The organism is Cupriavidus sp. 22TCCZM01-5 (assembly GCF_057798915.1).
In genome coordinates, this window is the sequence record NZ_JBYOJR010000028.1 from 43406 (window position 1) to 65304 (window position 21899).

The following is a 21899-nucleotide window of genomic DNA, read 5'->3' on the forward strand; positions in this document are numbered from 1 at the left end:
ACCAGGATCAGGCTTCGGTCTGCAAGGCGGCGGCGTTCTTCGAGGGCTTCTTCACCTTCCCGGCACGCGATGGCGGACGGCACAGGCTGCACACGAAGTTCGCGTGCGGCTCATAGGCGTGCGTGACGAACTTTCCGCCGCAACACGTGCAACTGGAAAGCTGCAGCATATTGCTCTCGAAAAACCGTACTAACGTCCAGGCACGGGTGAAACTTAAGACTATTTCGCCGCCGAGCAGCGAAACATGCTCGAGATACAGCCGGTACGCGGCCACCACGGCGCGAACACCCACGGTCTCGCCTTCCTGCACCATGAACTGGTATGCGGAGAAGAACAACGACGAGTGGATATTCGGCAGCCAGGTCGTGAACCAGTCTGTCGAGAACGGGAGCATGCCCTTGGGCGGTGAAACGCCGCGCAGCTCCTTGTAGAGGCGGATCAGCCGGTCGCGCGAGAGCGTGGTCTCGGCCTCAAGCACTTGCAGGCGCGCACCCAGGCCGATCAGCTCGATGGCGAGCTGAGTCTGGTTGGCATCCTGAAGTACGCTCTTGCGGCTGGGGACGGGCGCGCAGGCAATGCTGCGCGCCGCAGGGGCCTGCAGGAGCGCGGTCAATTGAGCGACTCCACAGGCTGACGGGCAAGCAGGATCGCAGCGTGCATCTGCTGCATATCGTGGCTCTTGGCCGTGTGGGTGAGTGTGGACAGGAGCGCATGGTCGTCAAAGCGGAACCTGCACAGCACCATGTTCGATGCCGCGAGCTTCACAAGTTGCGCCGACGTCAGCTTGGCGAGAATGTCCGCAATTTCCTTGCTGACACCAAGCCTGAACATGGCTTCGACCTGGTTTTCCCGCACCAGGCGTTGCGCGAGCAGCAGATAGGCGAGGTTGACCTCCCTGATCTCCTGGAGAACTTCACTGCTTTCCAATTTTTCCCCGCTACCAAAAACCCGCCTTGCGCTTGTCCGGCGCTTACCGGCGTCCCTGTAGGGGCTGCCGGCGACCAGATCGTTTACATGCGTATCAGACGGGTACTACGTACGACAAAAGGAACTTCAGCCCGATTGCACTTACTGCTCGGCACCAATTCGTTACAAGTGTTACAGAGTGTAAGTGAAACTGTTACGTTTATATCGGCAATCCGCCCGCAATGCCAATCCCTACTTACGCGGGGGGAACCCCAATGTCGCACGAAAGATACATGGCTGACCGAATTTTGTAACCAATCGGCCTTGCAACATTTGATGTAACACAACACTGCAACGGTTAAGTCATTGCATTCGCTGACAGAGCGTCGTCTAGCGGGATTCCACTATTGACGAACTGGAATGCGGCGAACTGAATAATCTCCGCAGCCACGCGGCAAGCCGCGCAAAGACATCGTCGGGCGTCTCCTGGAACAGATGAGGTCGCGCGCGCGCAGCCTGTTCGAGTACGCGGTTGGCTTCATCGAGCTGGATCGACCCATACTGCAGGGCCAGCGTCAGCGTGGCCCGCAGCTCTCCGACGCGCGAACGCCCCAGTGTCTCGTTTTCCTCAGTCTGCAAGGCGTACATCAGGTCGTAGGCGCGCTGTCTCAGGCTTTCCGCCAGGACCCATGCCGGCGTGCGCATGCGCTCCTCCAGCACTTTGACGTCTTCTGCCGAAGCGGCAACCTGGGAGGCAAGCGCATCGGTAAATGCTGCATCGGCACCGCATTCGGCCAGCACCTGCGCGGCCCATTCCCGCGCATGTTCGTAGCGCTGTTGCGGTGTCCAGTCCGACTGGACGGCCAGGCCAAAGCCAAAACGCCGCGCATCACGCATCAGCGACGAGAGGGCATTGGGCAGCTGCTTGTCGAACACCTTGCGCGCCCAGCCATACTCGCCGCTGGCCAGCAAGCGCATGACCGCGCGCTCGGTCAACGGACCATCGTGCTGGATCAGCCGGGCCCGCAGGAAGTCATTGAACTCAGGCGGCAGGAAGTCCTTGTCAAAGCCGGTCGACAGGCTGACAAAGTCGTCGTAATCCCTGCGCAGCCTGGCCATGTCGTCTGGCGACAAGGCCAGGGTGATATTGGTTTTCATGGCTTTGAAGGCGAAGACGGGCGGCAGTCCGTTGCAACGGATTGCCGCCCGCCGGGGCTCAGAACGCGCTCCAGTCTCCGTTATCCGCGGCGGCAAGCACGGCCGGGCGCGGTGCCGCGTGGACAGCTGCGGCCGGCTGGGTCATCGGCTCACTGGCGGCATCGTGTGCCGTCGCAGCGGCTGCCGCGCCCTCCTTGCCAGAGGCAATCTTGCGCGCTGGTTGCGGCCGGGCCTTGCCGGACGGCCGGACTACCGTCCGGACCGCAGACGCCGGCTCCAGGCGGGCTGCGGCGGGCGTGCCGTCCGCCGCCAGGCGGAATGTTGCAACCACCGTCTGCAAGCGACCGGCCTGGTCCTGGAGCGAGCCCGCGGCGGCCGCGGCCTGTTCCACCAGTGCCGCGTTCTGCTGCGTCACCTCGTCCATCTGCGCTACCGCCTGGTTCACCTGCTCGATGCCCGAGCTCTGCTCCGCCGACGCCGCGCTGATCTCGCCCATGATGTCCGTCACACGCTTCACTGCCTGCACGATCTCGTCCATCGTCGTCCCGGCCTGGCCCACCAGCGCCGTGCCGTTGTCCACGCGCGCCACCGTGTCGCCGATCAGGCCCTTGATCTCCTTGGCCGCGTTCGCGCTGCGCTGCGCCAGGCTGCGCACCTCGCCCGCCACCACCGCAAAGCCGCGGCCCTGCTCGCCTGCCCGCGCGGCTTCCACCGCCGCGTTCAGCGCCAGGATGTTGGTCTGGAACGCAATGCCTTCGATCACGCCGATGATGTCGACGATCTTGCGCGACGCTTCGTTGATCTCTTCCATCGTGTGCACCACGCGCCCGACCACCTCGCCGCCGCGCACCGCCGTCTCCGACGCGTTCGCCGCCAGGCCGCTCGCCTGCCGCGCGTTGTCCGCGTTCTGGCGCACGGTGCTGGTCAGCTCCTCCATGCTCGACGCCGTTTCTTCCAGCGATGCCGCCTGCTGCTCCGTGCGCTGCGACAGGTCGTTGTTGCCCGCCGCGATCTCGCGCGAAGCCGTGGCGATGGATTCGGCCGACTCCTTGAAGTCCCGCACCATGCCCGAGAGCTGCTGCTGCATCTGCTTCATCGCATGGACCAGGCTTTCGCGGTCACCGGCACGCGTCTTCACATCGGCCGAGAAGTCGCCGTCGGCAATGCGCTTGGCAATATCCACGGCATAGCCCGGTTCACCGCCAAGCTGGCGCGACAGCGCGCGCGCAAGAAACAGGCCGAATAGCACCGACACGGCCAGCCCGCCCAGCACCAGGGCCAGCATCCAGAGGCGAGTGCTCGCGTAGACGCTGTGCGCTTCCTCCATATTGCCGCGAGCGCGCTCATCCCGACGCTTGACCATCTGCGCCATGATGTCTTCCAGTGCGCGGCTGTCCTTGAGCAGTTCGGCGCTTTCAGAGAACACGGTGCTTTCGAATTGCGAGGTATCGAGCGGCTGCTTGCTGACCAGTTCCACGTACTTGCTCATGCGTTGGTGGAAAGCGGGCGACAGCGCCTCGTACTGTTGGAGCAGTGCCTTGCCTTTGGACAGCGTGACACTACTGGCCACTTGCTTGATTCGCTCGTCCATCAGACCAAGCGACTTGACGATCTGCTCCTTCTCCATCGAGCGCTCGCCCATGGTAGAGGCCGACAGCAGCGCGATCTGCGCGCGGCTGGCGTAGACCAGGTTGATATTGGCATCCTGCACCGCCTTCAACGCCTGGAGATCATTGTTGTAGATCTTGTCGGTCCACTCGGCCATGCGGCCCATATTGATAACGCCAAGCAGGCCCATGACGGCACCGATCACGGAAACCGCCAAGAATCCCCCTACCAACCTGGTCGTCACCCGTAGCTGATTGAACCAATGCATAGAACCCCCTTATATGAAATGATCCGGGTACGTCCCGTCCCGTCGGCGCGCGATCCGCCACGGCCGGGGCGTCCTGCCGATCTCACGCCTGCGCCAGGTTGGGCGCCTGCGCTTTGTCGGTGCGCCGCGGCCGTTGCGGACGCACCTCCGCCTGCATGCTGACGCGGAACGTAGCCACCGCGTCGCGCAGGCGCCCGGCCTGCTCTTCGAGCGCGCCGGCCGCGGCCGCGGCCTGTTCCACCAGTGCCGCGTTCTGCTGCGTCACCTCGTCCATCTGCGCTACCGCCTGGTTCACCTGCTCGATGCCCGAGCTCTGCTCCGCCGACGCCGCGCTGATCTCGCCCATGATGTCCGTCACACGCTTCACTGCCTGCACGATCTCGTCCATCGTCGTCCCGGCCTGGCCCACCAGCGCCGTGCCGTTGTCCACGCGCGCCACCGTGTCGCCGATCAGGCCCTTGATCTCCTTGGCCGCGTTCGCGCTGCGCTGCGCCAGGCTGCGCACCTCGCCCGCCACCACCGCAAAGCCGCGGCCCTGCTCGCCTGCCCGCGCGGCTTCCACCGCCGCGTTCAGCGCCAGGATGTTGGTCTGGAACGCAATGCCTTCGATCACGCCGATGATGTCGACGATCTTGCGCGACGCTTCGTTGATCTCTTCCATCGTGTGCACCACGCGCCCGACCACCTCGCCGCCGCGCACCGCCGTCTCCGACGCGTTCGCCGCCAGGCCGCTCGCCTGCCGCGCGTTGTCCGCGTTCTGGCGCACGGTGCTGGTCAGCTCCTCCATGCTCGATGCCGTTTCTTCCAGCGATGCCGCCTGCTGCTCCGTGCGCTGCGACAGGTCGTTGTTGCCCGCGGCCACCTGACGGGTCGCTGTCGAAATACTGGCCATGCCTTCCTGGATCTCGTGCACGACCGACAGCAGGCTGCGCTGCATGGTCTGCATGGCCTGCGCGAGCGCGCCGACCTCGTCGCCCGCGCGGTGTTCGAAACTGGTCGTGAGGTCGCCCGCGCCCATGCGCAGCGCAAAATCGAGCATCTCGCTCACAGGACGATGCACGCGCGACAGCAGCATCGTGCCGGTGACAAAGGCAGTGGCCACGGCCAGGGCGAAGCCGCCCCACAGCCATGGGCGCACGGATGCGACGGCGGCGCCGCCAAAGGCCTCGGCAGCCAGCAGCGCGGCCAGGAACCAGACCAGGCCGCCGGCCTGCGACCACAGGATGCGCCGGCGCAGGTTCAGGCGCTTGAGGCGGCCGAAAAGGCCGGCCAGGCCGGTGCGCACCACGGCGCCCTCGCGAATGGCCAGGCCGTGCGCGCGCCCATCGCGAAAGCTTGCATAGGCGGCGCTCGCGGCCTTGATCTGCTCGGGCGTCGCCATCGAACGCACCGAGGTGTAGCCCATCAGCCGGCCATCGACATGGGTTGGCGTGACCGTCGCGCTGACCCAGTAGTAATCGCCATTCTTGCGGCGGTTCTTGACCACGCCCACCCACGAGCGGCCGGCCTGGATGTTCTGCCAGAGGTCGGCAAACGCCTCCGGCGGCATGTCGGGATGTCGTACCAGGTTGTGCGGCGCGCCCATCAGTTCCTGCGCGCTGAAGCCGCTCGCCTCGACGAACGTGCGGTTGGCAAAGGTGATACGGCCCTTCAGGTCCGTGCGCGAAATCAGGTAATCGTCGGGAGAAAGCTTGTATTCGTTTTGCGTGACGGGTTGGTTGTTTCGCATGAATGACAATAACGGCTTGCTTCGGGCACTACGGCCGCGACTGCGGCATAACTCAAAGCGGTTTGGGGGCGACGGCACCCGGTGAGTGCCGGTAACGCCGGCCGGGCCTGGCGGACCAGGCGCCCGCGGCCGGTGCAAGCAAGACTTCGGGGCTTGCTCAGGACAGCGTTTCGAGCGCGGCGAGCTCTTCCGTGTTGAGGAGCTTCTCGATGTTCACCAGGATCAGCATGCGCTGGTCGACCGAGCCCAGCCCGCGGATATAGTCGGTCGCAAGCTCGCTCGTGAAATGCGGCGTGGGCCTGATCTGGTCGGGGGAGAGCGTCAGCACGTCGGACACGCCATCGACTACGATGCCGGTCGTGCGATCGCTGAGGTCGACGATGATCACGACGGTGTACTGGTCGTAGCTGACCTTGTCCTGGCGGAACTTGATGCGCAGGTCGATGATCGGCACGATCTTGCCCCGCAGGTTGATCACGCCCTTGATGTAGTCGGGCGCATTGGCAATCTGCGTGACGGACTCGTAGCCACGGATCTCCTGGACCTTCAGGATGTCTACGCCGTATTCCTCGCGGCCGAGCGTGAATGTCAGGAATTCTTCGCCGGCGCCTTCCACCTTGTCGATATGCTTCATCCTTGCTTGCCCCCCGCTTGGCTGCTGGTTACTCGTGCCCGCCGACAGCATGCAGGCGGCAGCGGCACGGGGACTTTCACTTTGTCCCCTGTTATTTACGGCAGCCCGGCGAGAGCCTGAAGGGCTACGCGAGACAATCCGCCCCCTTCGTTAGTAGGGGATTGCCATTCAGCTGCCCAGCGCAGCCACCGCGGCCATCAGCTGCTCGGGATCGAACGGCTTGGGCAGGAAGCCGGAAGCCCCGGCGTCGCGTGCCTGCACGCGGATGCGCTCGTCGGCTTCGGTAGTCAGCATCAGGATGGGAATACCCGCATAGCGCTCGGTGGCGCGCAGGTTGCGGATCAGCGTTAATCCGTCCATGCCCGGCATGACCTGGTCGGTCAGCAGCATGTCGAAGCTGGCCTCCATGGCCAGCGCCTGCGCCTGGTCGCCATCGGCAGCCTCGGTCACCTCATAGCCGCCGGCGCGCAGGCATGCAGCAATCATGCGGCGCAGGGACGGCGAATCGTCGACGACGAGGATGCTGGGGACTGACCTGGGAGGCATGGCGACTCCGAAAGCGCATGGCGGCTGGATCCGACAGGGGCATGGCGCAACCGGCGGCGGACAGGCCGGCGCGGACTGCTATCGATCGCCATCCCGGCGATGGCAGCCTGCCGATGTGGTTATCGGCAGGCTGGCGTGCGGGCTTGAGAAGAAAGGGGGCCTTCGTCGGATTGCGTGGAATGGGTGGGGATGGGGTTGTCGTGCTTGGCGGGCACCGCTGTTTCGCCGGCGACGCCGGCAAGACAGCGGCGCATGCCAAGAGCGACAACCCCATCATCCCCCATTCCCCGCATTCCGGCGAAGAACCAAAAAAGAAGGCAGCCGGTGCAGCGCCGCGCCTCACCGTACCGCGAGCACTTCCTTGGCTGCGGCCTTCTGTTCGAGCGCCTCGCCGAATCCCGCCGCGTCCAGCGGCAGCGACAGCAGGAAGCCCTGCACCTCGTCGCAGCCCATCTCGTTGAGGATGTCGAGCTGCGACAATGACTCCACGCCTTCGGCCACCACTTTCATGCGCAGTTCGTGGGCCAATGCCACCATGGAACCGACGATGGCGCGGCCCTGCGTGTCGGCATCGAGGCCACCGATCAGCGTCCGGTCGATCTTCAGCGTGCCCACGCGCAGCCGCTTCAGGTAGCCAAGGCTGGAATAGCCGCTGCCGAAGTCATCCAGCGCCACCTGGATGCCGAGCGATTGCAGCTCGGCCAGCGTTTCGAGGGACTTGCCGATGTCCTTCATGGCCGCGGTCTCGGTAATTTCGAGCGTGATCGCCGAGGGAGGGATGTCGTGCTGGTGAATCTGCTCGAGCAGGTATTGCGGAAAGTTGCGGCTGGCAAAGCGCAGGCCCGATACATTGATGGCCACCGGCACCAGCGGCAGCCCGGCGTCCTGCCACTGCCGCACATACCGGCATACGCTCGCGATGACCCAGTCGTCCAGCTTGTCGATCTGGCTCGACTGCTCGGCCACGGCAATGAACTCGGCCGGGCTGACCTGGCCCAGCGCCGGGTGGCGCCAGCGGCAAAGCGCCTCGGCGCCGACCAGGATGCGCCGCCGGGCATCGAACTTGGGCTGGAACTGCAGCGACAGCACGTCGTCCTGGATCGCTGTCCAGAGGTCGCGCCGGATCACGCGGGTGCGGCGCGCTCTTTCGCCGGCCGCGCTGTTGAACAGGCGCACCTGGTTGGAGCCGCTTTCGCGGGCCTCGCTCAGGCTCACGCGGGCCGCCTGCATCAGCGACTCGGATGTGTTGGCATCGCGCGGATAGATGGCGATACCGATATTCACGCCGATCTGCATCTGCAGGCCGCGTGCCGCCACGAACTCGGCCAGCGAGCCAAGCACGCGCGAGCCCAGCTCCTGGGCGCGGCCGTGGTGGACCAGCTCCGGCACGCCGACCGCGAACTCGTCCCGCGCCAGCCTGGCCAGGAAATCATGGGGCTCCAGCGCGGCCTGCGCCAGTGCGCCGGCGTCCTGCGCCAGGATGTCGTCGGCACGCACTTCGAAGACTTCGTCGACTTCGCGGAAGTCCGCAACATGGATCAGCAGCACGGCACAGCTGCCTTCGGCCAGCCGCGCCTGCGCGATGGCCTGGTCCAGCCAGCGGCCGAAGGCGATCCGATCCGGCATGGCGGTCGCCACGCTGTACTCGGCCACGGTGCCCTGGCCGCGCGCGCCGGGGCGCACCACCAGGCGCCCGGGTATGCGGCCGCTGCGCCGGATTTGCCGAGACTCGACCACGCGCAGCGCGCCCGCCGCGTCATCCGACAGATCGTCGGCGACGCCGGGCTCATTGCGCCTGGGCCCCGCGACCCACCCGCGCGACTGCGCCCGGTGGACCAGGAACATCACCGCGCACAGCGCGGTCAGCCCACCGGCCAGCCAGGCCGGATGCGGCAACCCCGCGGCATCGATGCAGGCACGTGCGGTCATGGAGGCCGTGCCGCAAACCCTGCCAAGCCGGGTACCGGCCACGGCCACCAGCCCCGCGCCTGCCAGCGCCGAGGCAATCGCCGCGCCGCGCCAGAGCCGGGCGCCCTGCTTGAGCCAGTCGAACAGCAGTTTGCCCGCCGAGGTAGCCGCCGCCGCGACGGCGAAAGCTCCCGCCATCTGCGCCGTCTCGTTGGCCGCCGGCACGCCACCGGCGCCGATCACCACCACGAACGGCAGCCCCACGGTGAGTTGCGACGACAACGCGGCAAACCACGACAGCGTACGCAACGGGCGGCTGCCGCCAGCCCCCGCCCGGGCCTGGCGACCGCCGAGAACGGCGGCCACGCCGAGCAGGGCGGCCAGCAGCAAAAGGGCGGTACTCAAGGCGATCATGCGATTGCGCTGTAATTAGAAGAATGCGCGAACGGTCGGGCGATGCGGGGCAAACCCCGCATCATGGCACTTTGCGGACGCGATGTGAACAAGGCAATACCGCATCCGTACTAGAAAGCGCTCCAGTCATCGTCCGATCCGCCCTGTGCGGCAACAGCAGGGGCCACCCGGACCGGCCGTGCCGCGACCGCCGCCGCACGTGGCTTGGGTCGGACTGCCTGCAACGCGTTCGCGGCGGGCTGCGAGACTGTACCGGCTGCGGCGCCCAGATTGAAGACCGAAACCACGCTTTTCAGCTTGCGCGCCTGCTCTTCCAGCGACCCGGCCGCCGCCGCGGCTTCTTCCACCAGCGCGGCGTTCTGCTGCGTCACCTGGTCCATCTGGGTGACCGCCTGGTTTACCTGCTCGATGCCGCTGGTCTGCTCCTGCGAGGCTGCACCAATTTCGTTCATGATGTCAGTGACCCGGCGCACGGCCTGCACGATCTCGCCCATGGTCTGGCCAGCTTCGGCCACCAGACGCGTACCGCTTTCCACGCGCTGCCCGGATTCGCTGATCAGTGCCTCGATCTCCTTGGCTGCCGTCGCCGAACGTTGCGCCAGGCTGCGCACCTCGCCGGCCACCACCGCGAAGCCGCGGCCCTGCTCGCCCGCGCGGGCCGCTTCGACGGCGGCGTTGAGCGCGAGGATGTTGGTCTGGAACGCAATCCCTTCAATCACGCTGATGATCTCGACCACCTTGCGCGATGCGCCGTTGATCTCGTTCATGGTGTCGACCACGCGGCCCACCACGTCCCCGCCCTTGAGGGCAATTTGCGAAGCCTCGCCGGCCAGCACGCCAGCCTGACGGGCGTTGTCGGCGTTCTGCCGCACGACCGTGGTCAGCTCTTCCATGCTGGCCGCGGTCTGTTCGAGCGAAGAGGCCTGTTCCTCGGTACGCTGCGACAGGTCCAGGTTGCCGGTAGAGATCTGCTCGGTTGCCGAGGCCATTGAGTCCGCTCCCACGCGCACTTCGGCTACGATCTTGTGCAGGCTCTCCTGCATGGCAGCCAGCGCCTGGATCATGCGGCCGACCTCGTTCCGGGACACCGTGGTAATGCGCGAGGTCAGGTCGCCGCGCGCGATCCGCTCCATCACCTTCAGCGCCTCCTCCACCGGGCGGACGATGGCGCGGTTCAGCGTTGCCGTGCACAGACCCGCAAGCGCAAGTCCGGCAATGATCAGCACGATCGAAAGCACGCGGATTCGCTCGAAGCGCGCCTGCGCCCCGTCGAAATTGGCCTGACCGGCCATCATCAGGAATTTTTGCAGGGGCTCATGCGCCGCGGACATGGCGCGCTGCAGGTCGGGCAGGACCTTGATGGCCAGGCGCGCTGCCTCTTCCTTGTTTCCCGCCAGGGCCGCCTGCTGCAGCGGTTCGATGCCCTGCGCCATGAACGCGGCGCGCTTGCGTGCCAGCTCGCTGGCGAGCGCCTTTTCCTGCTCGTCTTGCGGCAGGCTCATATACCGGTTCCAGGCGGAATCCGCTGCCTCGACAAACACCTTTGAGCGGTCGACGCTGACCTTCGGGTCGTCCTGCTCGCCCAGCATCACGCTGCGGTCAAGCGCCAGGCGCATGCGCGTCGAGGCCAGCATGGCATCGCTCAGTGCCATCGTGGAAGCGAGCTGGTTCGAGTATGTCTCCTTCAGTGCGTCATTGCTTTGTGAAATCCCATGCAGCCCTACCCCGCCCATCAGGATGAGCAACAGAGACAGCGCGGCCATGGCGCCCCTGAGCAGGGTCTTGATCTGAATATTGTTTTCAAATGACATGATGAGTGCGACGGTAGCCAGTCTGCAGGACCCACCCCCTGGTCCCGGTACGGCGGACTGACGCCCCGACGATCCGCCCTGCCCGGATAACGGCTGGCACACCTGGTTCTTGAGCGGACTCCAATACCCGACGCCACGCCCTCAAATGTCGAACATACGCCACGTGACCCTGCTCTTCGTGTTATCGGACACCGCGGGAAATGGCATTTTCGGCAGTTCTTCCAGAACCGCCTTGGATTATGTGTTTTTGCGCTTCAGCAAAGTCCATCGGCGCGCACCACAATGTGCCGTGAGAAACGAGAGAACGATTTGACCGCTTCGGCATACTGCCGCACCAACCCAATCAGCATGGGCACGCCCAAACTGCGGGGTGACAAGGCGCGACGGGAAAAGTTCATGGCAAAATCGCTGGAGAATCTTCCTATTTTTGCCTGGCCAGGGTGCATAAAGGATTTGCAGTCGTAGGTTGGCCCGATATAATGCTTTTCGACATTCCGCACCCACCCGATACCCGAGGATCAAATGGCGACTTATCAGGAAATCGTTCAGAAAATCAACGAACTGCAAAAGCAGGCCGAGGAAATCAAGGCGCGTGAGCAGGCTGCAGTGATTGCCGATATTCGTGAAAAAATCGACCAATATGGGTTGACGGCAGAAGATCTCGGTTTTGGCGTGAAGACCCTGGTCGGCAAGAAAGCCACCAACCGGAAGGTGCCCGTGCGTTATCGTGACAGCGCCGGCAACACCTGGACCGGTCGCGGCAAGCGCCCGGGCTGGCTGACCCAGGCCCTGGCGGCCGGCAAATCGGTGGACGATTTCCTGATCCGCTGACATTCCCTCGCTATAGCCGCAACAAAAACGCCACGGAAATCTCCGTGGCGTTTTTACTTGCAGCGACTGCCGCTCACCGCGGCAACGCAGAAACGGGTACGCTCAAGGGTCTCAGGCGTCAAACCCGTTGGGGTTGGTCGACTGCCAGCGCCAGGAGTCCTCGCACATGCGATCGAGATCATGGCGCGCGCGCCAGCCCAGCAACCGGTGAGCCAAAGTCGGGTCGGCATAGCACGATGCGATGTCCCCGGGCCGGCGCGCTACGATCTCATGGGGCACGGGGCGCCCGCTGGCGCGTTCGTATGCGGCCACCACCTCGAGCACGCTGTAGCCGCGGCCCGTGCCCAGGTTGACCGTCATGCTTTGTCCGCGGTCACGCAGGCAGACCAGAGCCGCCAGGTGTCCGTCCGCGAGGTCGCAGACATGGATGTAATCGCGAACCCCGGTGCCATCCGTCGTCGGATAGTCGCCGCCGAATACCATCAGCTTTTCGCGCCGGCCGCCGGCCACTTGGGCGACATAGGGCATGAGATTATTCGGGATACCGCGCGGGTCTTCGCCGATCAGGCCACTTTCATGCGCGCCGACCGGATTGAAATACCGCAAGTAGGCAATGCGCCACTCCGGATCCGATTTTTCCAGGTCGCGCAGGATTTGCTCGCCCATCAGCTTGGTCTGTCCATACGGATTGGTTGCCGAAAGCGGGAAATCCTCGAGAATCGGTACGGCATGGGGATTGCCATACACCGTGGCCGACGAACTGAACACCAGTTGCTTGACTCCGGCATCGCGCATGGCGGCACACAGCGTAACCAGGCCGTCCAGGTTGTTGCTGTAATACTCGAGCGGCTGGCTCACGGATTCGCCAACCGCCTTGAGCGCCGCGAAATGGATGGCTCCGGAGATATGGTGTTCGGCAAACAGGCGATCCAGCAGCGCACGGTCGCGGACATCGCCTTCGACAAAATGCGGCGCCTGACCGGTAATCGTTGCGATCCGCTCCACCACCACACGGCTGCTATTGCATAGATTATCGAGGCCGATCACCTTGTAGCCGGCATTGAGCAACGCCACCCAGGTATGTGAAGCGATATAGCCAGTGGCGCCGGTGAGAAGCAAAGTCTGGGTCATGGGAATCCGGTAAGCATAAACAAAGGACGGGCGAAGATCGGCCACGGCGGGCAGTCGGTAGCGAGCGCAGGCCGCGGCGCAATTGCCGGAAGACTCGCCATTATCACTCACCCGGGCGCGCTGGCAGCCGCGTCAGCGGGCACCAGGCTCAGCCGCCCGGGGCACTACCAGGCGACAACAGCCCCGCCCGAGCCGCCCACGCCTCATGTGCGGCACGCAGCCGCCAGCCGGACTCGAAATCGCGCATGCCGAGCCACTGTGCAACCGTCGGCGGCGATGCGCCCGCCTCGAAGTGCATAGCGCCGCAGGTATTGCGCAGCGTCTGCGGCGATGCCCGTTCACTGCGCGCCGACAGCACCCCGGCTTGATCGAGCAGCAACTCCACGCGTCGGTATACGGATGCGGCATGCATCGGGCGCCCGCTGGGCATGGCCGGGAACACCAGTTCGCCGAGCGTGCCGGACGCCTCCCGCAGGGAGAGCCAGGCCATCAACGGCCCATGGGCGAATGCAAACAGCGGCGCGTCATAGGTGCGGCCAGACTCGGGCTTGGCCATGTGCAGCACCACGCGGCCGGTGTGGCTCCTGTCGATGGACCGGATGCGCAGCGCACGGACTTCGCCCACTTTCAGCCCTGCACCCAGCAGTACCGCCACCAGCGCAACGTCGCGAGCGCGCTTCCATTCCGTAGGCGAAGCCTCGGCCCCAACGGGCACAGCCTCGCCGGCAGGCCCCAGCACGCGCGCGATAAGCAAATCGCGCTCGCCGGGCAGCAGGAAGGCGGTCGGATCATTTTCGCCTTCGGCCAGGTGCGCGCGCACCGCCTGGCTGGCCGGATTGTGCAGGCCTTCCTGCAGATGGGCGAGGTGGTTATAGATTCGCTCGATCAGTCTGGTATATCGATAGCGATGAGTTTTGTGAAGATCCTGCTCGTCCAGGAATTCGCCGATCTGGCCGGCCGACCAGGATAGTGGCGCCAGGCCGCGTTCGGCGGACCAGCGCAGCAACTTTCCCCACATGGCCCGATAGACCACGCTGGTGCCGTGGCGGAAGCCGTTGCGCGCCAGCCAGCCATCGAATGCGCGCTCGGGATGGCTGCGCCAGCTGGCCAGGTCGGCATCGAACAAGGCGGCTTGCGGTCCGTCCGCGCTGGGCTCGCTGCGCTGAGTGGTCACTGACTCTCCGGCAATAGGTAACGGCAATGCGCTTATTGTAGACAAGGCGTCACTGGCCGGGCGGGCGGAACCATCGCGAGGCAGCCCAGGCTTGCGAGAGCGACTTCCTCGTGCTACCTTTTGCCCGTTAGTGCAACTGGTTGCATAATAATGGCCGTCCGATGGACAACGAACGAGGAGACCAACAATCATGAACACCCCTGCGCTGATTCCGAATGCCCTCCCGACCCTGGCTGCCTGGCACGAGATGCTCGCCACGCATGCCTTCGAACGGCTCGGAGACATCATGGCCGACGACGTGGTGTTCCGTTCGCCGGTGGCCCACACGCCGTACCCGGGCCGCGACGCCATCGTACTGGTACTGACCACCGTCAACCAGGTCTTCCAGGACTTCAGCTACTACCGCAGCTTCGTCAGCGAAGACGGACATAGCGTAGTACTCGAATTCAGCGCGAACGTGGACGGCAAGCAGCTCAAGGGCATCGACATGATCCGCTTCGACGCGGCGGGCAAGATCGCCGAGTTCGAGGTCATGATCCGTCCGCTGAGCGGCCTGCAGGCACTCGGCGCCGCCATGGGCGCACGCCTGGCCAGCCAGAAGCAAGTACTTACCGGGGCGGCCTGAAGCCGCCTCCCCGTCACTGCTCTATCCCCGCCCGTTTCCACCGAGGAGATTTCCGCATGTCCCTTCCCGCCCAATTGAAGAACCGGCTTTCGCTGCCGGTCGTGTGCTCGCCGCTGTTCATCATCTCCAACCCGGATCTCGTCATTGCCCAGTGCAAGGCTGGCGTGGTCGGCTCCTTCCCCGCGCTCAATGCACGGCCGGCGCCGAAGCTGGAAGAATGGCTGGACCGCATCACGACCGAGCTGGCCGAACACGACGCCAAGTACCCGGACCGCCCGGCCGCGCCGTTTGCCGTCAACCAGATCGTGCACAAGTCCAATGACCGGCTCGAGCATGACCTGGAGCTGTGCGTGCGCTACAAGGTGCCCATCGTGATCACCTCGCTGGGCGCGCGCGCCGAAGTCAACGAGGCGGTGCATTCGTACGGTGGCATCGTGCTGCACGACGTCATCAACAACGCCTTCGCACGCAAGGCCATCGAAAAGGGTGCAGACGGACTGGTGGCCGTGGCCGCGGGCGCGGGCGGCCACGCCGGCACGCTGTCACCGTTTGCGCTGCTGCATGAAATCCGCGAATGGTTCGACGGCCCGCTCCTGCTGTCGGGCGCCATTGCCAGCGGCGACGCCATCCTGGCCGCACAGGCCGCGGGCGCGGACCTGGCCTATATCGGCTCGGCCTTCATCGCCACGCAGGAAGCCAACGCCCAGGACGGCTACAAGCAGATGATCGTGGACAGCACCGCGAACGACATCGTCTACTCGAACCTGTTCACCGGCGTGCATGGCAACTACCTGCGCGGCAGCATCGAGCGCGCGGGCCTGGACCCGGCGGCCCTGCCGCAATCGGACCCGTCGAAGATGAATTTCGGCTCGGCCAGCGCCAAGGCGTGGAAGGACATCTGGGGCGCAGGCCAGGGCGTGGGCGCCATCAAGCGCGTCGTGCCGGCCGCCGAACTGGTGCGCCGCTTCGCCGAGGAGTATGCGCTGGCGCGCCGCCGCCTCGGCCTGCCGGATGCTGCCGGCGCGGCGCAGGCGCAAATCGCGGACGTCGCCTGACGTAAAAGCGAAAAGCGGTGGTTCAGTCCTGGCCGTTGCCAGACGGCTTCGCCAGCAGGGGCATCAATTCGTTGCCCCAGGCCACCCAATCCTGTTCGAAGCGAATGCCCCTGCGCAGCAGCGCAAATCGCAATTGCTGTCCGCGGTCCCGGCGCGCGTCGGCAAAATCCCGGCGCTCGATGGCCTGGTAGGTTTCCAGCCGGGCCTGGTGCAGCGCGATCAGCCGGCGCATTTCGTCGGCAAGGCCCAGCGGGCCCATCGCCGCATCCGCGCGCAGCTTGACCAGGATCTCTTCACGCTGGTCCAGCCCCGCGCCGGGCTCCAGCACCCACCGCACCAGTTCGTCGCGCCCGGCTGGCAGCACGTGGTACACCTTCTTGCGGCTCTTCTTCTCTTCGCTATTGACCGCGGCGTTGCCGTTGGCGTCGCCGCCCTGGTCGGATTCCTCGGCGGCAATCCAGCCGTGGTCGGCCATGCGTCCAAGTTCGCGATAGATCTGCTGGTGCGTCGCGTGCCAGAAATAGCCGATGGAACGATCAAACCGGCGCGCCAGGTCATAACCGGACGACGGTTTCTCGATCAGGGAAATCAACAGGGCGTGCTGTGTCGACATTCGGCTGGAAAGGTAGCCATGCTGGCGATTGAAGGCCGGAAAGCGTGCAACCGCAGCCTCCTCGGGGAACCGCGCTATGGTAGCGCAAGGCTTTGCGTGATAGCGGCGGGCTGCGCGCCAACGCTTGCCACCTGATGTTTCAGCGAGACGACAATTGCCAGCGAACCGACAAAACTGACAATTTTGAAAACATGCCGCTCAGAATTAAAAAATGCTGAATGGCATTTTTGCGAAGCATGGCATACATTGCGAACATTACTACCTGTCTGCGCGCGACTGGCATCGCCCCCACCCTGCTCGCGCTCTGTCACCGGAGCCAATTGAAATGAAAGGACACGATCTTGCAGAAGACCGTGACGTCGCCTGGGAGGCGGATGCCGGACAGCTTCCGGCGAACGGGATCGCGGTGTTGCCCGCGCGCGCACCGGTCTATTACCGGCTGGCGGATACGCCGGACGGCCACCATATAAAGGAATACGCCAGCGGCCTGCGCCAGCTGGTGCGCTTTGTCGGTGTCGAGGAGCAGGTCGTCAAATACTGCCTGGGCTGAACACCCCGGGCCTGCAAGTTCTTCTGTGGTTGTCTCCTCCAGGCCCATCTGCGGCTATGGATTGAACCCGCGAGTTTCTTTGCGGGTTTTTTTCTGCCAGCTCTGCCATCTGAAACTTCCCGGTTGAAGGACTATTTCCGTGGCGAGTTCAGCAAGACTTTAGTGGGAGTGATGTCGCCGACATCCTCCCACGCCTTCGTGTCGAAGCGGAACTTGGCGACGGCGCAGGTAGGCATGTCGGTGATCTCGGCCGACAGACGATGCGCAAGGTCTGTGAACTCAGGGTTGTGACCGAACAGCATCACACTGCCGAGCGTATTGTCGAGCTCCCGAACGACGGCCAGCAGGTCGGCGGCACTACTGGCGTACAGCCGGTCATCGACCACGATATCCTTGCGCTCATAGCCGATTTCGTCGGCAACCAGTTGCGCTGTCGTCAGCGCGCGCAGGGCCGGACTCGACATGAGCAGGTCGGGCTTTACCTTGCGGCCGGCCAGGCGCTTGCCCATTTCCGGAGCGTCGTGCCGGCCACGGTCCTCCAGGGGGCGCTCACGGTCGGGCAAGGACGGGTCATCGTGACTTGCCTTGGCATGCCGGACCAGAAACAGGGTCTTCATAGTCTCTCCTGACCCATGGGGATCGATGTGGGGTGTTGTCGGGGTTTTGTCGATGGCGCGCGTCAGCAGACCCGCACATGGCCGCTGGCCTCGCCGCCACGCCCGCCCTATAGTGGACTGGGATGGGGCCGATTGCAACGCGATGCACCGCAAGGCCCCATTTGCTGGAGGGCAGCGGCATGCGAGGCAGTTCAGATACCATCGAGGTGGAGATCCCGGCTGGCGGCGTGACCTTGCAAGGCATCCTCACATTGCTGCCGGGCGCCGGCGCATTGGTCTTGTTTGCGCACGGCACGGGCAGTTCCCGGCTTAGCCCGCGCAATCGCCATGTAGCCGCCGAACTCAATCGCTGCGGCATGGGAACGCTGCTGATGGACCTGCTGCTGCCCGAGGAAGACCAGGTGCAGGCCATCCGCTTCGACGTCGACCTTCTGGCCTCCCGGCTGGCACAGGCGACAAGCTGGGTGGCACGGCAGCCAGGCACCCCGCCGCGGCTGGGCTATTTCGGCGCCAGCATTGGCGCGGCCGCATCGATCCGTGCCGCAAGCCGTTCGCAAATCCCGATCGGCGCCATCGTCTCGCGCGGCGGCAGGGTCGATCTGGCGGGCCCCGAGGCGCTCACGAAGCTGGCCGCGCCGACCATGCTGATCGTCGGCGGGCTCGATGTCAGTGTGCTGGAACGCAATGAGTCGGCCTTTGCCCAGCTGACATGCCAGAAGAAGCTGGTGATCGTGCCCGGCGCCTCCCATTTGTTCGAGGAGCCCGGCGCGCTGGAATCGGTCGCTCGTCTGGCGGCGCAGTGGTTTGAGCGTTATCTCGGCAAGGCCTTGCCCTGACTGGCGCCTGCGGGTTCCTTTCGCTACACGCGGAAGAGTCAAGTCGGGGACCCGATGCGCAGGGCCCTGGTGTTACCCCCAGACAACAAAAAAGCCGGTCCCCTAAGGAACCGGCTTTCCACCATTGCAAAAGCAACAGAGGCAGACAGAAATCAATCCACCGTCGCCCCCGAAGCCTTCACCACCTTCGCCCACTTCGCGGTCTCGGACTTCATGAACGCAGCGAGCTGGGCCGGCTTTTCGGGATTGGGCTCGGCGCCCTGGTCGGCCATCTGCTTCTTCACTTCCGGCATGGCGAGGATCTTCACCACTTCGGCGTTCAGGCGGTCGATGATGGGTTGCGGGGTACCGCCGGTGGCGTACAGCGCGAACCACGAGGTGGCTTCATAGCCGGGCACGCCCGATTCCGCCACCGTCGGCACGTTCGGCAGCGCCGGCGAGCGCTTGGCCGAGGTCACGGCGATGGCGCGCAGCTTGCCGGCCTTCACGTGCGGATACGACGACGGCATGTTGTCGAACATCAGGCCGATCTGGTTGCCCAGCAGGTCGTTCACGGCAGGCGCGCTGCCCTTGTACGGGACGTGCTGGATGTGCAGGCCAGTCATCGAGTTGAACAGCTCGCCCGACAGGTGCATCGAGGAGCCGCTGCCCGACGAACCGTACGACAGCTTGTCCGGGTTGGCCTTCACGTAGGCAATCAGCTCCTTGATGTTATTCACCGGCACCTTGGGGTTCACCACCACCAGGTTCGGCACCATCGCCACGCGGCTGATCGGCGCGAAATCCTTGACCGGGTCATACGGCAGCTTGGAGTACAGCGACTGGTTGATGGCGTGGGTGCCGATGGTACCCATGAAGAGCGTATAGCCATCGCCCGGCGCCTTGGCGGCCAGCGATGCACCGATATTGCCGCCCGCCCCCGGACGGTTGTCGATCACCACGGGCTGGCCGAGCGCCTTGCCCAGCTGCAGGCCGACGATACGAGCCAGGATATCGGTGGTGCCACCGGCCGAGAACGGCACGATCATCGTGATCGGCTTGGTCGGGTAGCCACCCTGCGCATGCGCGGCGCCGGCAAAGCCGGCAATGGTGGTGGCCAGTGCAATGCCGGCAGCCAGCAGGCGGCGGCGGGTCGTGGAAGTCTGGGAATCGAGTCTCATCGGTTTACTCCGGTTGTCCTTGTGGCCCGCGCGCGCATGGTGCCGGTCGCGGGCGAATGCTGGATAGCGTGATTGCTGCCCTGGAAGAAGACAGCGCGGTGGCGCTGTCTTCGTGCAAGCTGCGACCGAAAGGATCACATCTTGATATGACGTTTGATTTACGTCTCTTCTTGTGAATGCTTGAGATGATCCTGCTGCTCAGACGGGGGCCACGCCCAGCGTGGTACCGCCGCAGACATAGAGGACCTGGCCCGTGACAAAGCCATTGTCGGGCGACAGGAAGAACAGCGCGGCGCGCGCGACATCTTCCGGCGTGCCCATGCGCTTCACGGCGATGCTCGCCAGGATGCGTCGGGTCTGCTCGCTGCCCTCGGGGTTGCTCTTGCGGAACAGCTCCGTGGCGATCGGGCCCGGCGCCACGGCGTTCACGGTGATGCCGTCACCGCCAAGCTCCATGGCCAGCGTGCGCGTCATGCCGATCAGGCCGGCCTTGGTGGCCGAGTACACCACGCGTTCGGGCTTGCCCAGCGCTGCCCGCGACGCCATGTTGACCACGCGGCCAAACCCGGCGGCGCGCATGGCCGGCAGGCAGGCCTGCGTGAGCAGCATCGCCGCCTGCAGGTGCAGGCCGACGACATAGTCGAGGTCGGCCACGGTGGCCGTGTCGGCCGTGCCGGGGCGCGTGGCGCCGGCATTGTTCACCAGCCGCGTGACCGCGAACTGCGAGGTGACCTGCTGCGCCACGGCGCGCGTCGCCTCGGCATCGGTCAGGTCAGCCTGGAAAAACGTCATGTTGGGGTGCGACCAGCCCGGCTCCGTGTAGTCGATATTGACCACCCGGGTGGTGCCGTCCGCCAGCAGCATTTCGCTGATGGCGCGCCCGATACCGGAACTGGCGCCGGTGACGATCGTGGCGTTGGGAAGAGACATCTTCAACTCCGCACCGGCCGCTCGCGGGGCCAGGCCTTGCAAACAACCGCAACTTCAATCCATGCCTGCGGCCGGACCGGCGAGCCTGTCGGCCCGGCTGCATGGCTCCTTCACGGGAGGGAGACGATGTTGCGCCGCGCCCATGCGGACGCGGCGCATTAGCGACACCAGTAGCGTCAGACGCGTTCGATCACCATGGCGATGCCCTGGCCCACGCCGATGCACATCGTGCACAGCGCGAAGCGGCCGCCGGTGCGGTGCAGCTGGTACATCGCGGTGGTCACCAGGCGCGCGCCGCTCATGCCGAGCGGGTGGCCCAGTGCGATCGCGCCGCCGTTCGGGTTGACGCGCTTGTCGTCGTCGGCGATGCCCAGTTCACGCAGTACGGCCAGGCCTTGCGCGGCGAACGCTTCGTTCAGTTCGATCACGTCGATCTGGTCCAGCGTCATGCCCAGCTGCTTCATCAGCTTCTGCGTGGCCGGTGCCGGGCCGATGCCCATCACGCGCGGTGCCACGCCGGCGGTTGCCATGCCGACGATGCGCGCACGCGGGGTCAGGCCGTGTTGCTTGATGCCGGCTTCGCTCGCCAGCAGCAGCGCGCAGGCGCCATCGTTTACGCCCGAGGCATTGCCGGCGGTCACGGTACCGTCAGGACGGACCACGCCGCGCAGCTTGCCCAACGCCTCCATGCTGGTGGCGCGTGGATGCTCGTCACGCTCGACCACGATCGGGTCGCCCTTCTTCTGCGCGATGGTCACCGGCGTGATTTCCTGCGCCAGCGTGCCGTCGGCCTGCGCGCGCGATGCCTTTTCCTGGCTGCGCAGCGCCATCAGGTCCTGGTCTTCGCGGCCGATCTTGTAGTCGGTGGCCACGTTCTCGGCGGTCTCGGGCATCGAGTCCACGCCATACGCCGCGCGCATCGCCGGGTTGATAAAGCGCCAGCCGATGGTGGTGTCGAAGATCTGCGCATCGCGCGAGAACGCACTGGTCGCCTTGCCCATCACGAACGGGGCGCGGCTCATGCTTTCCACGCCGCCGGCGATCATCAGCGTGGCTTCGCCGGCCTTGATGGCGCGCGCGGCGGTACCGGTGGCGTCCATGCCCGAACCGCACAGGCGGTTGATGGTGGCACCCGGCACGTCCTGCGGCAGGCCCGCCAGCAGCGCCGACATGCGTGCCACATTGCGGTTGTCTTCGCCGGCCTGGTTGGCGTTGCCATAGATCACGTCATCGATGGCCTTCCAGTCCACATTCGGGTTGCGCGCCATCAGTGCCTTCAGGGGCACCGCGCCCAGGTCGTCCGGACGCACCGCGGACAGGCTGCCGCCGTAGCGGCCGATGGGGGTGCGGATGGCGTCGCAGATAAAGGCTTCGGTCATGTCTCTCTCTCGGTCT

At 65.1% G+C, this 21899-nt stretch carries 21 protein-coding genes; 5 read left to right on the forward strand and 16 right to left on the reverse strand.

What is annotated here, in order from left to right:
- Window positions 1-7 precede the first annotated feature (7 nt).
- The 9 genes from flhC to AC3FNH_RS23095 all read right to left on the reverse strand — a co-directional run bounded on the left by flhC (window position 8) and on the right by AC3FNH_RS23095 (window position 10982).
- Window positions 8-613, reverse strand: coding sequence for a flagellar transcriptional regulator FlhC (flhC, locus tag AC3FNH_RS23055; protein WP_488721691.1), 606 nt, complete (start codon window positions 611-613; stop codon window positions 8-10).
- Window positions 610-927 (reverse strand): flagellar transcriptional regulator FlhD, encoded by a 318-nt coding sequence (flhD, locus tag AC3FNH_RS23060; RefSeq protein ID WP_211950543.1) that lies wholly within the window; start codon window positions 925-927, stop codon window positions 610-612. The genes flhC and flhD overlap by 4 nt, the downstream gene beginning before the upstream one ends.
- A 369-nt stretch (window positions 928-1296) precedes the next feature.
- A complete protein-coding gene (locus AC3FNH_RS23065) occupies window positions 1297-2064 on the reverse strand; it encodes a DUF4088 family protein (protein WP_276102829.1) in 768 nt (255 codons plus the stop codon).
- 58 nt (window positions 2065-2122) lie between these two features.
- Window positions 2123-3940, reverse strand: a complete 1818-nt coding sequence (locus AC3FNH_RS23070) for a methyl-accepting chemotaxis protein (RefSeq protein ID WP_488721692.1) — start codon at window positions 3938-3940, stop codon at window positions 2123-2125.
- Window positions 3941-4022: 82 nt separating this feature from the next.
- Complete coding sequence (locus AC3FNH_RS23075; protein WP_488721693.1) at window positions 4023-5669, reverse strand: methyl-accepting chemotaxis protein; 1647 nt, start codon at window positions 5667-5669, stop codon at window positions 4023-4025.
- Window positions 5670-5826: 157 nt separating this feature from the next.
- Entirely contained in the window at window positions 5827-6303 is a 477-nt protein-coding gene (locus tag AC3FNH_RS23080; RefSeq protein ID WP_276102826.1) for a chemotaxis protein CheW, read from the reverse strand.
- 168 nt (window positions 6304-6471) lie between these two features.
- Window positions 6472-6849, reverse strand: coding sequence for a response regulator (locus AC3FNH_RS23085; RefSeq protein ID WP_488721694.1), 378 nt, complete (start codon window positions 6847-6849; stop codon window positions 6472-6474).
- 339 nt (window positions 6850-7188) lie between these two features.
- Complete coding sequence (locus AC3FNH_RS23090; protein WP_276102824.1) at window positions 7189-9171, reverse strand: putative bifunctional diguanylate cyclase/phosphodiesterase; 1983 nt, start codon at window positions 9169-9171, stop codon at window positions 7189-7191.
- A gap of 110 nt (window positions 9172-9281) precedes the next feature.
- The gene (locus AC3FNH_RS23095; protein WP_488721695.1) at window positions 9282-10982 is read right to left on the reverse strand and encodes a methyl-accepting chemotaxis protein; all 1701 of its coding nucleotides are present in this window, start codon (window positions 10980-10982) and stop codon (window positions 9282-9284) included.
- Between the two features lie 522 nt (window positions 10983-11504).
- Between AC3FNH_RS23095 and AC3FNH_RS23100 the strand changes: the two genes are divergently transcribed.
- Entirely contained in the window at window positions 11505-11813 is a 309-nt protein-coding gene (locus tag AC3FNH_RS23100) for an H-NS histone family protein (RefSeq protein ID WP_276102822.1), read from the forward strand.
- A gap of 111 nt (window positions 11814-11924) precedes the next feature.
- Here AC3FNH_RS23100 and galE read toward each other — a convergent pair whose 3' ends face one another.
- Together galE and AC3FNH_RS23110 are read right to left on the reverse strand one after the other, a co-directional pair.
- Window positions 11925-12944: a UDP-glucose 4-epimerase GalE gene (galE, locus tag AC3FNH_RS23105; RefSeq protein WP_488721696.1), complete on the reverse strand. Its 1020-nt coding sequence runs from the start codon at window positions 12942-12944 to the stop codon at window positions 11925-11927.
- Window positions 12945-13092: 148 nt separating this feature from the next.
- Window positions 13093-14118 (reverse strand): tyrosine-type recombinase/integrase, encoded by a 1026-nt coding sequence (locus AC3FNH_RS23110; protein ID WP_488721697.1) that lies wholly within the window; start codon window positions 14116-14118, stop codon window positions 13093-13095.
- Window positions 14119-14308: 190 nt separating this feature from the next.
- On the opposite strand from AC3FNH_RS23110, the gene AC3FNH_RS23115 reads away from it, so the two are divergent.
- Entirely contained in the window at window positions 14309-14743 is a 435-nt protein-coding gene (locus tag AC3FNH_RS23115; protein WP_488721698.1) for a nuclear transport factor 2 family protein, read from the forward strand.
- A gap of 56 nt (window positions 14744-14799) precedes the next feature.
- Window positions 14800-15798, forward strand: a complete 999-nt coding sequence (locus AC3FNH_RS23120; RefSeq protein ID WP_488721699.1) for an NAD(P)H-dependent flavin oxidoreductase — start codon at window positions 14800-14802, stop codon at window positions 15796-15798.
- 22 nt (window positions 15799-15820) lie between these two features.
- Here AC3FNH_RS23120 and AC3FNH_RS23125 read toward each other — a convergent pair whose 3' ends face one another.
- On the reverse strand, window positions 15821-16411 hold the full coding sequence (locus AC3FNH_RS23125; RefSeq protein ID WP_276102817.1) for a PadR family transcriptional regulator: 591 nt from the start codon (window positions 16409-16411) through the stop codon (window positions 15821-15823).
- Window positions 16412-16736: 325 nt separating this feature from the next.
- On the opposite strand from AC3FNH_RS23125, the gene AC3FNH_RS23130 reads away from it, so the two are divergent.
- Window positions 16737-16961 (forward strand): hypothetical protein, encoded by a 225-nt coding sequence (locus tag AC3FNH_RS23130; RefSeq protein ID WP_276103156.1) that lies wholly within the window; start codon window positions 16737-16739, stop codon window positions 16959-16961.
- Window positions 16962-17092: 131 nt separating this feature from the next.
- Here the strand turns inward: AC3FNH_RS23130 and AC3FNH_RS23135 are convergent, their stop codons facing one another.
- On the reverse strand, window positions 17093-17578 hold the full coding sequence (locus AC3FNH_RS23135; protein ID WP_488721700.1) for a SixA phosphatase family protein: 486 nt from the start codon (window positions 17576-17578) through the stop codon (window positions 17093-17095).
- 179 nt (window positions 17579-17757) lie between these two features.
- Here AC3FNH_RS23135 and AC3FNH_RS23140 point away from each other — a divergent pair, with 179 nt between their 5' ends.
- Window positions 17758-18414, forward strand: coding sequence for a dienelactone hydrolase family protein (locus tag AC3FNH_RS23140; RefSeq protein WP_276102815.1), 657 nt, complete (start codon window positions 17758-17760; stop codon window positions 18412-18414).
- 152 nt (window positions 18415-18566) lie between these two features.
- Here AC3FNH_RS23140 and AC3FNH_RS23145 read toward each other — a convergent pair whose 3' ends face one another.
- The 3 genes from AC3FNH_RS23145 to pcaF all read right to left on the reverse strand — a co-directional run bounded on the left by AC3FNH_RS23145 (window position 18567) and on the right by pcaF (window position 21883).
- Window positions 18567-19574: a Bug family tripartite tricarboxylate transporter substrate binding protein gene (locus tag AC3FNH_RS23145; protein WP_488721701.1), complete on the reverse strand. Its 1008-nt coding sequence runs from the start codon at window positions 19572-19574 to the stop codon at window positions 18567-18569.
- Between the two features lie 198 nt (window positions 19575-19772).
- Complete coding sequence (locus AC3FNH_RS23150) at window positions 19773-20504, reverse strand: SDR family NAD(P)-dependent oxidoreductase (protein ID WP_276102813.1); 732 nt, start codon at window positions 20502-20504, stop codon at window positions 19773-19775.
- 176 nt (window positions 20505-20680) lie between these two features.
- Window positions 20681-21883 carry a 3-oxoadipyl-CoA thiolase gene (gene pcaF, locus AC3FNH_RS23155; RefSeq protein ID WP_276102812.1) on the reverse strand — a complete coding sequence of 401 codons (1203 nt, stop codon included), beginning with the start codon at window positions 21881-21883 and terminating at the stop codon, window positions 20681-20683.
- Window positions 21884-21899: the final 16 nt, after the last annotated feature.

Excerpts from the sequence above, each read along its gene's own strand:
- AC3FNH_RS23065 (WP_276102829.1), bottom strand. The coding sequence starts at position 2,064 with ATGAAAACCAATATCACCCTGGCCTTGTCGCCAGACGACATGGCCAGG.
- AC3FNH_RS23070 (WP_488721692.1), bottom strand. The coding sequence starts at position 3,940 with ATGCATTGGTTCAATCAGCTACGGGTGACGACCAGGTTGGTAGGGGGA.
- AC3FNH_RS23075 (WP_488721693.1), bottom strand. The coding sequence starts at position 5,669 with ATGCGAAACAACCAACCCGTCACGCAAAACGAATACAAGCTTTCTCCC.
- AC3FNH_RS23080 (WP_276102826.1), bottom strand. The coding sequence starts at position 6,303 with ATGAAGCATATCGACAAGGTGGAAGGCGCCGGCGAAGAATTCCTGACA.
- AC3FNH_RS23085 (WP_488721694.1), bottom strand. The coding sequence starts at position 6,849 with ATGCCTCCCAGGTCAGTCCCCAGCATCCTCGTCGTCGACGATTCGCCG.
- AC3FNH_RS23090 (WP_276102824.1), bottom strand. The coding sequence starts at position 9,171 with ATGATCGCCTTGAGTACCGCCCTTTTGCTGCTGGCCGCCCTGCTCGGC.
- AC3FNH_RS23095 (WP_488721695.1), bottom strand. The coding sequence starts at position 10,982 with ATGTCATTTGAAAACAATATTCAGATCAAGACCCTGCTCAGGGGCGCC.
- AC3FNH_RS23100 (WP_276102822.1), top strand. The coding sequence starts at position 11,505 with ATGGCGACTTATCAGGAAATCGTTCAGAAAATCAACGAACTGCAAAAG.
- galE (WP_488721696.1), bottom strand. The coding sequence starts at position 12,944 with ATGACCCAGACTTTGCTTCTCACCGGCGCCACTGGCTATATCGCTTCA.
- AC3FNH_RS23115 (WP_488721698.1), top strand. The coding sequence starts at position 14,309 with ATGAACACCCCTGCGCTGATTCCGAATGCCCTCCCGACCCTGGCTGCC.
- AC3FNH_RS23120 (WP_488721699.1), top strand. The coding sequence starts at position 14,800 with ATGTCCCTTCCCGCCCAATTGAAGAACCGGCTTTCGCTGCCGGTCGTG.
- AC3FNH_RS23125 (WP_276102817.1), bottom strand. The coding sequence starts at position 16,411 with ATGTCGACACAGCACGCCCTGTTGATTTCCCTGATCGAGAAACCGTCG.
- AC3FNH_RS23130 (WP_276103156.1), top strand. The coding sequence starts at position 16,737 with ATGAAAGGACACGATCTTGCAGAAGACCGTGACGTCGCCTGGGAGGCG.
- AC3FNH_RS23135 (WP_488721700.1), bottom strand. The coding sequence starts at position 17,578 with ATGAAGACCCTGTTTCTGGTCCGGCATGCCAAGGCAAGTCACGATGAC.
- AC3FNH_RS23140 (WP_276102815.1), top strand. The coding sequence starts at position 17,758 with ATGCGAGGCAGTTCAGATACCATCGAGGTGGAGATCCCGGCTGGCGGC.
- AC3FNH_RS23145 (WP_488721701.1), bottom strand. The coding sequence starts at position 19,574 with ATGAGACTCGATTCCCAGACTTCCACGACCCGCCGCCGCCTGCTGGCT.
- AC3FNH_RS23150 (WP_276102813.1), bottom strand. The coding sequence starts at position 20,504 with ATGTCTCTTCCCAACGCCACGATCGTCACCGGCGCCAGTTCCGGTATC.
- pcaF (WP_276102812.1), bottom strand. The coding sequence starts at position 21,883 with ATGACCGAAGCCTTTATCTGCGACGCCATCCGCACCCCCATCGGCCGC.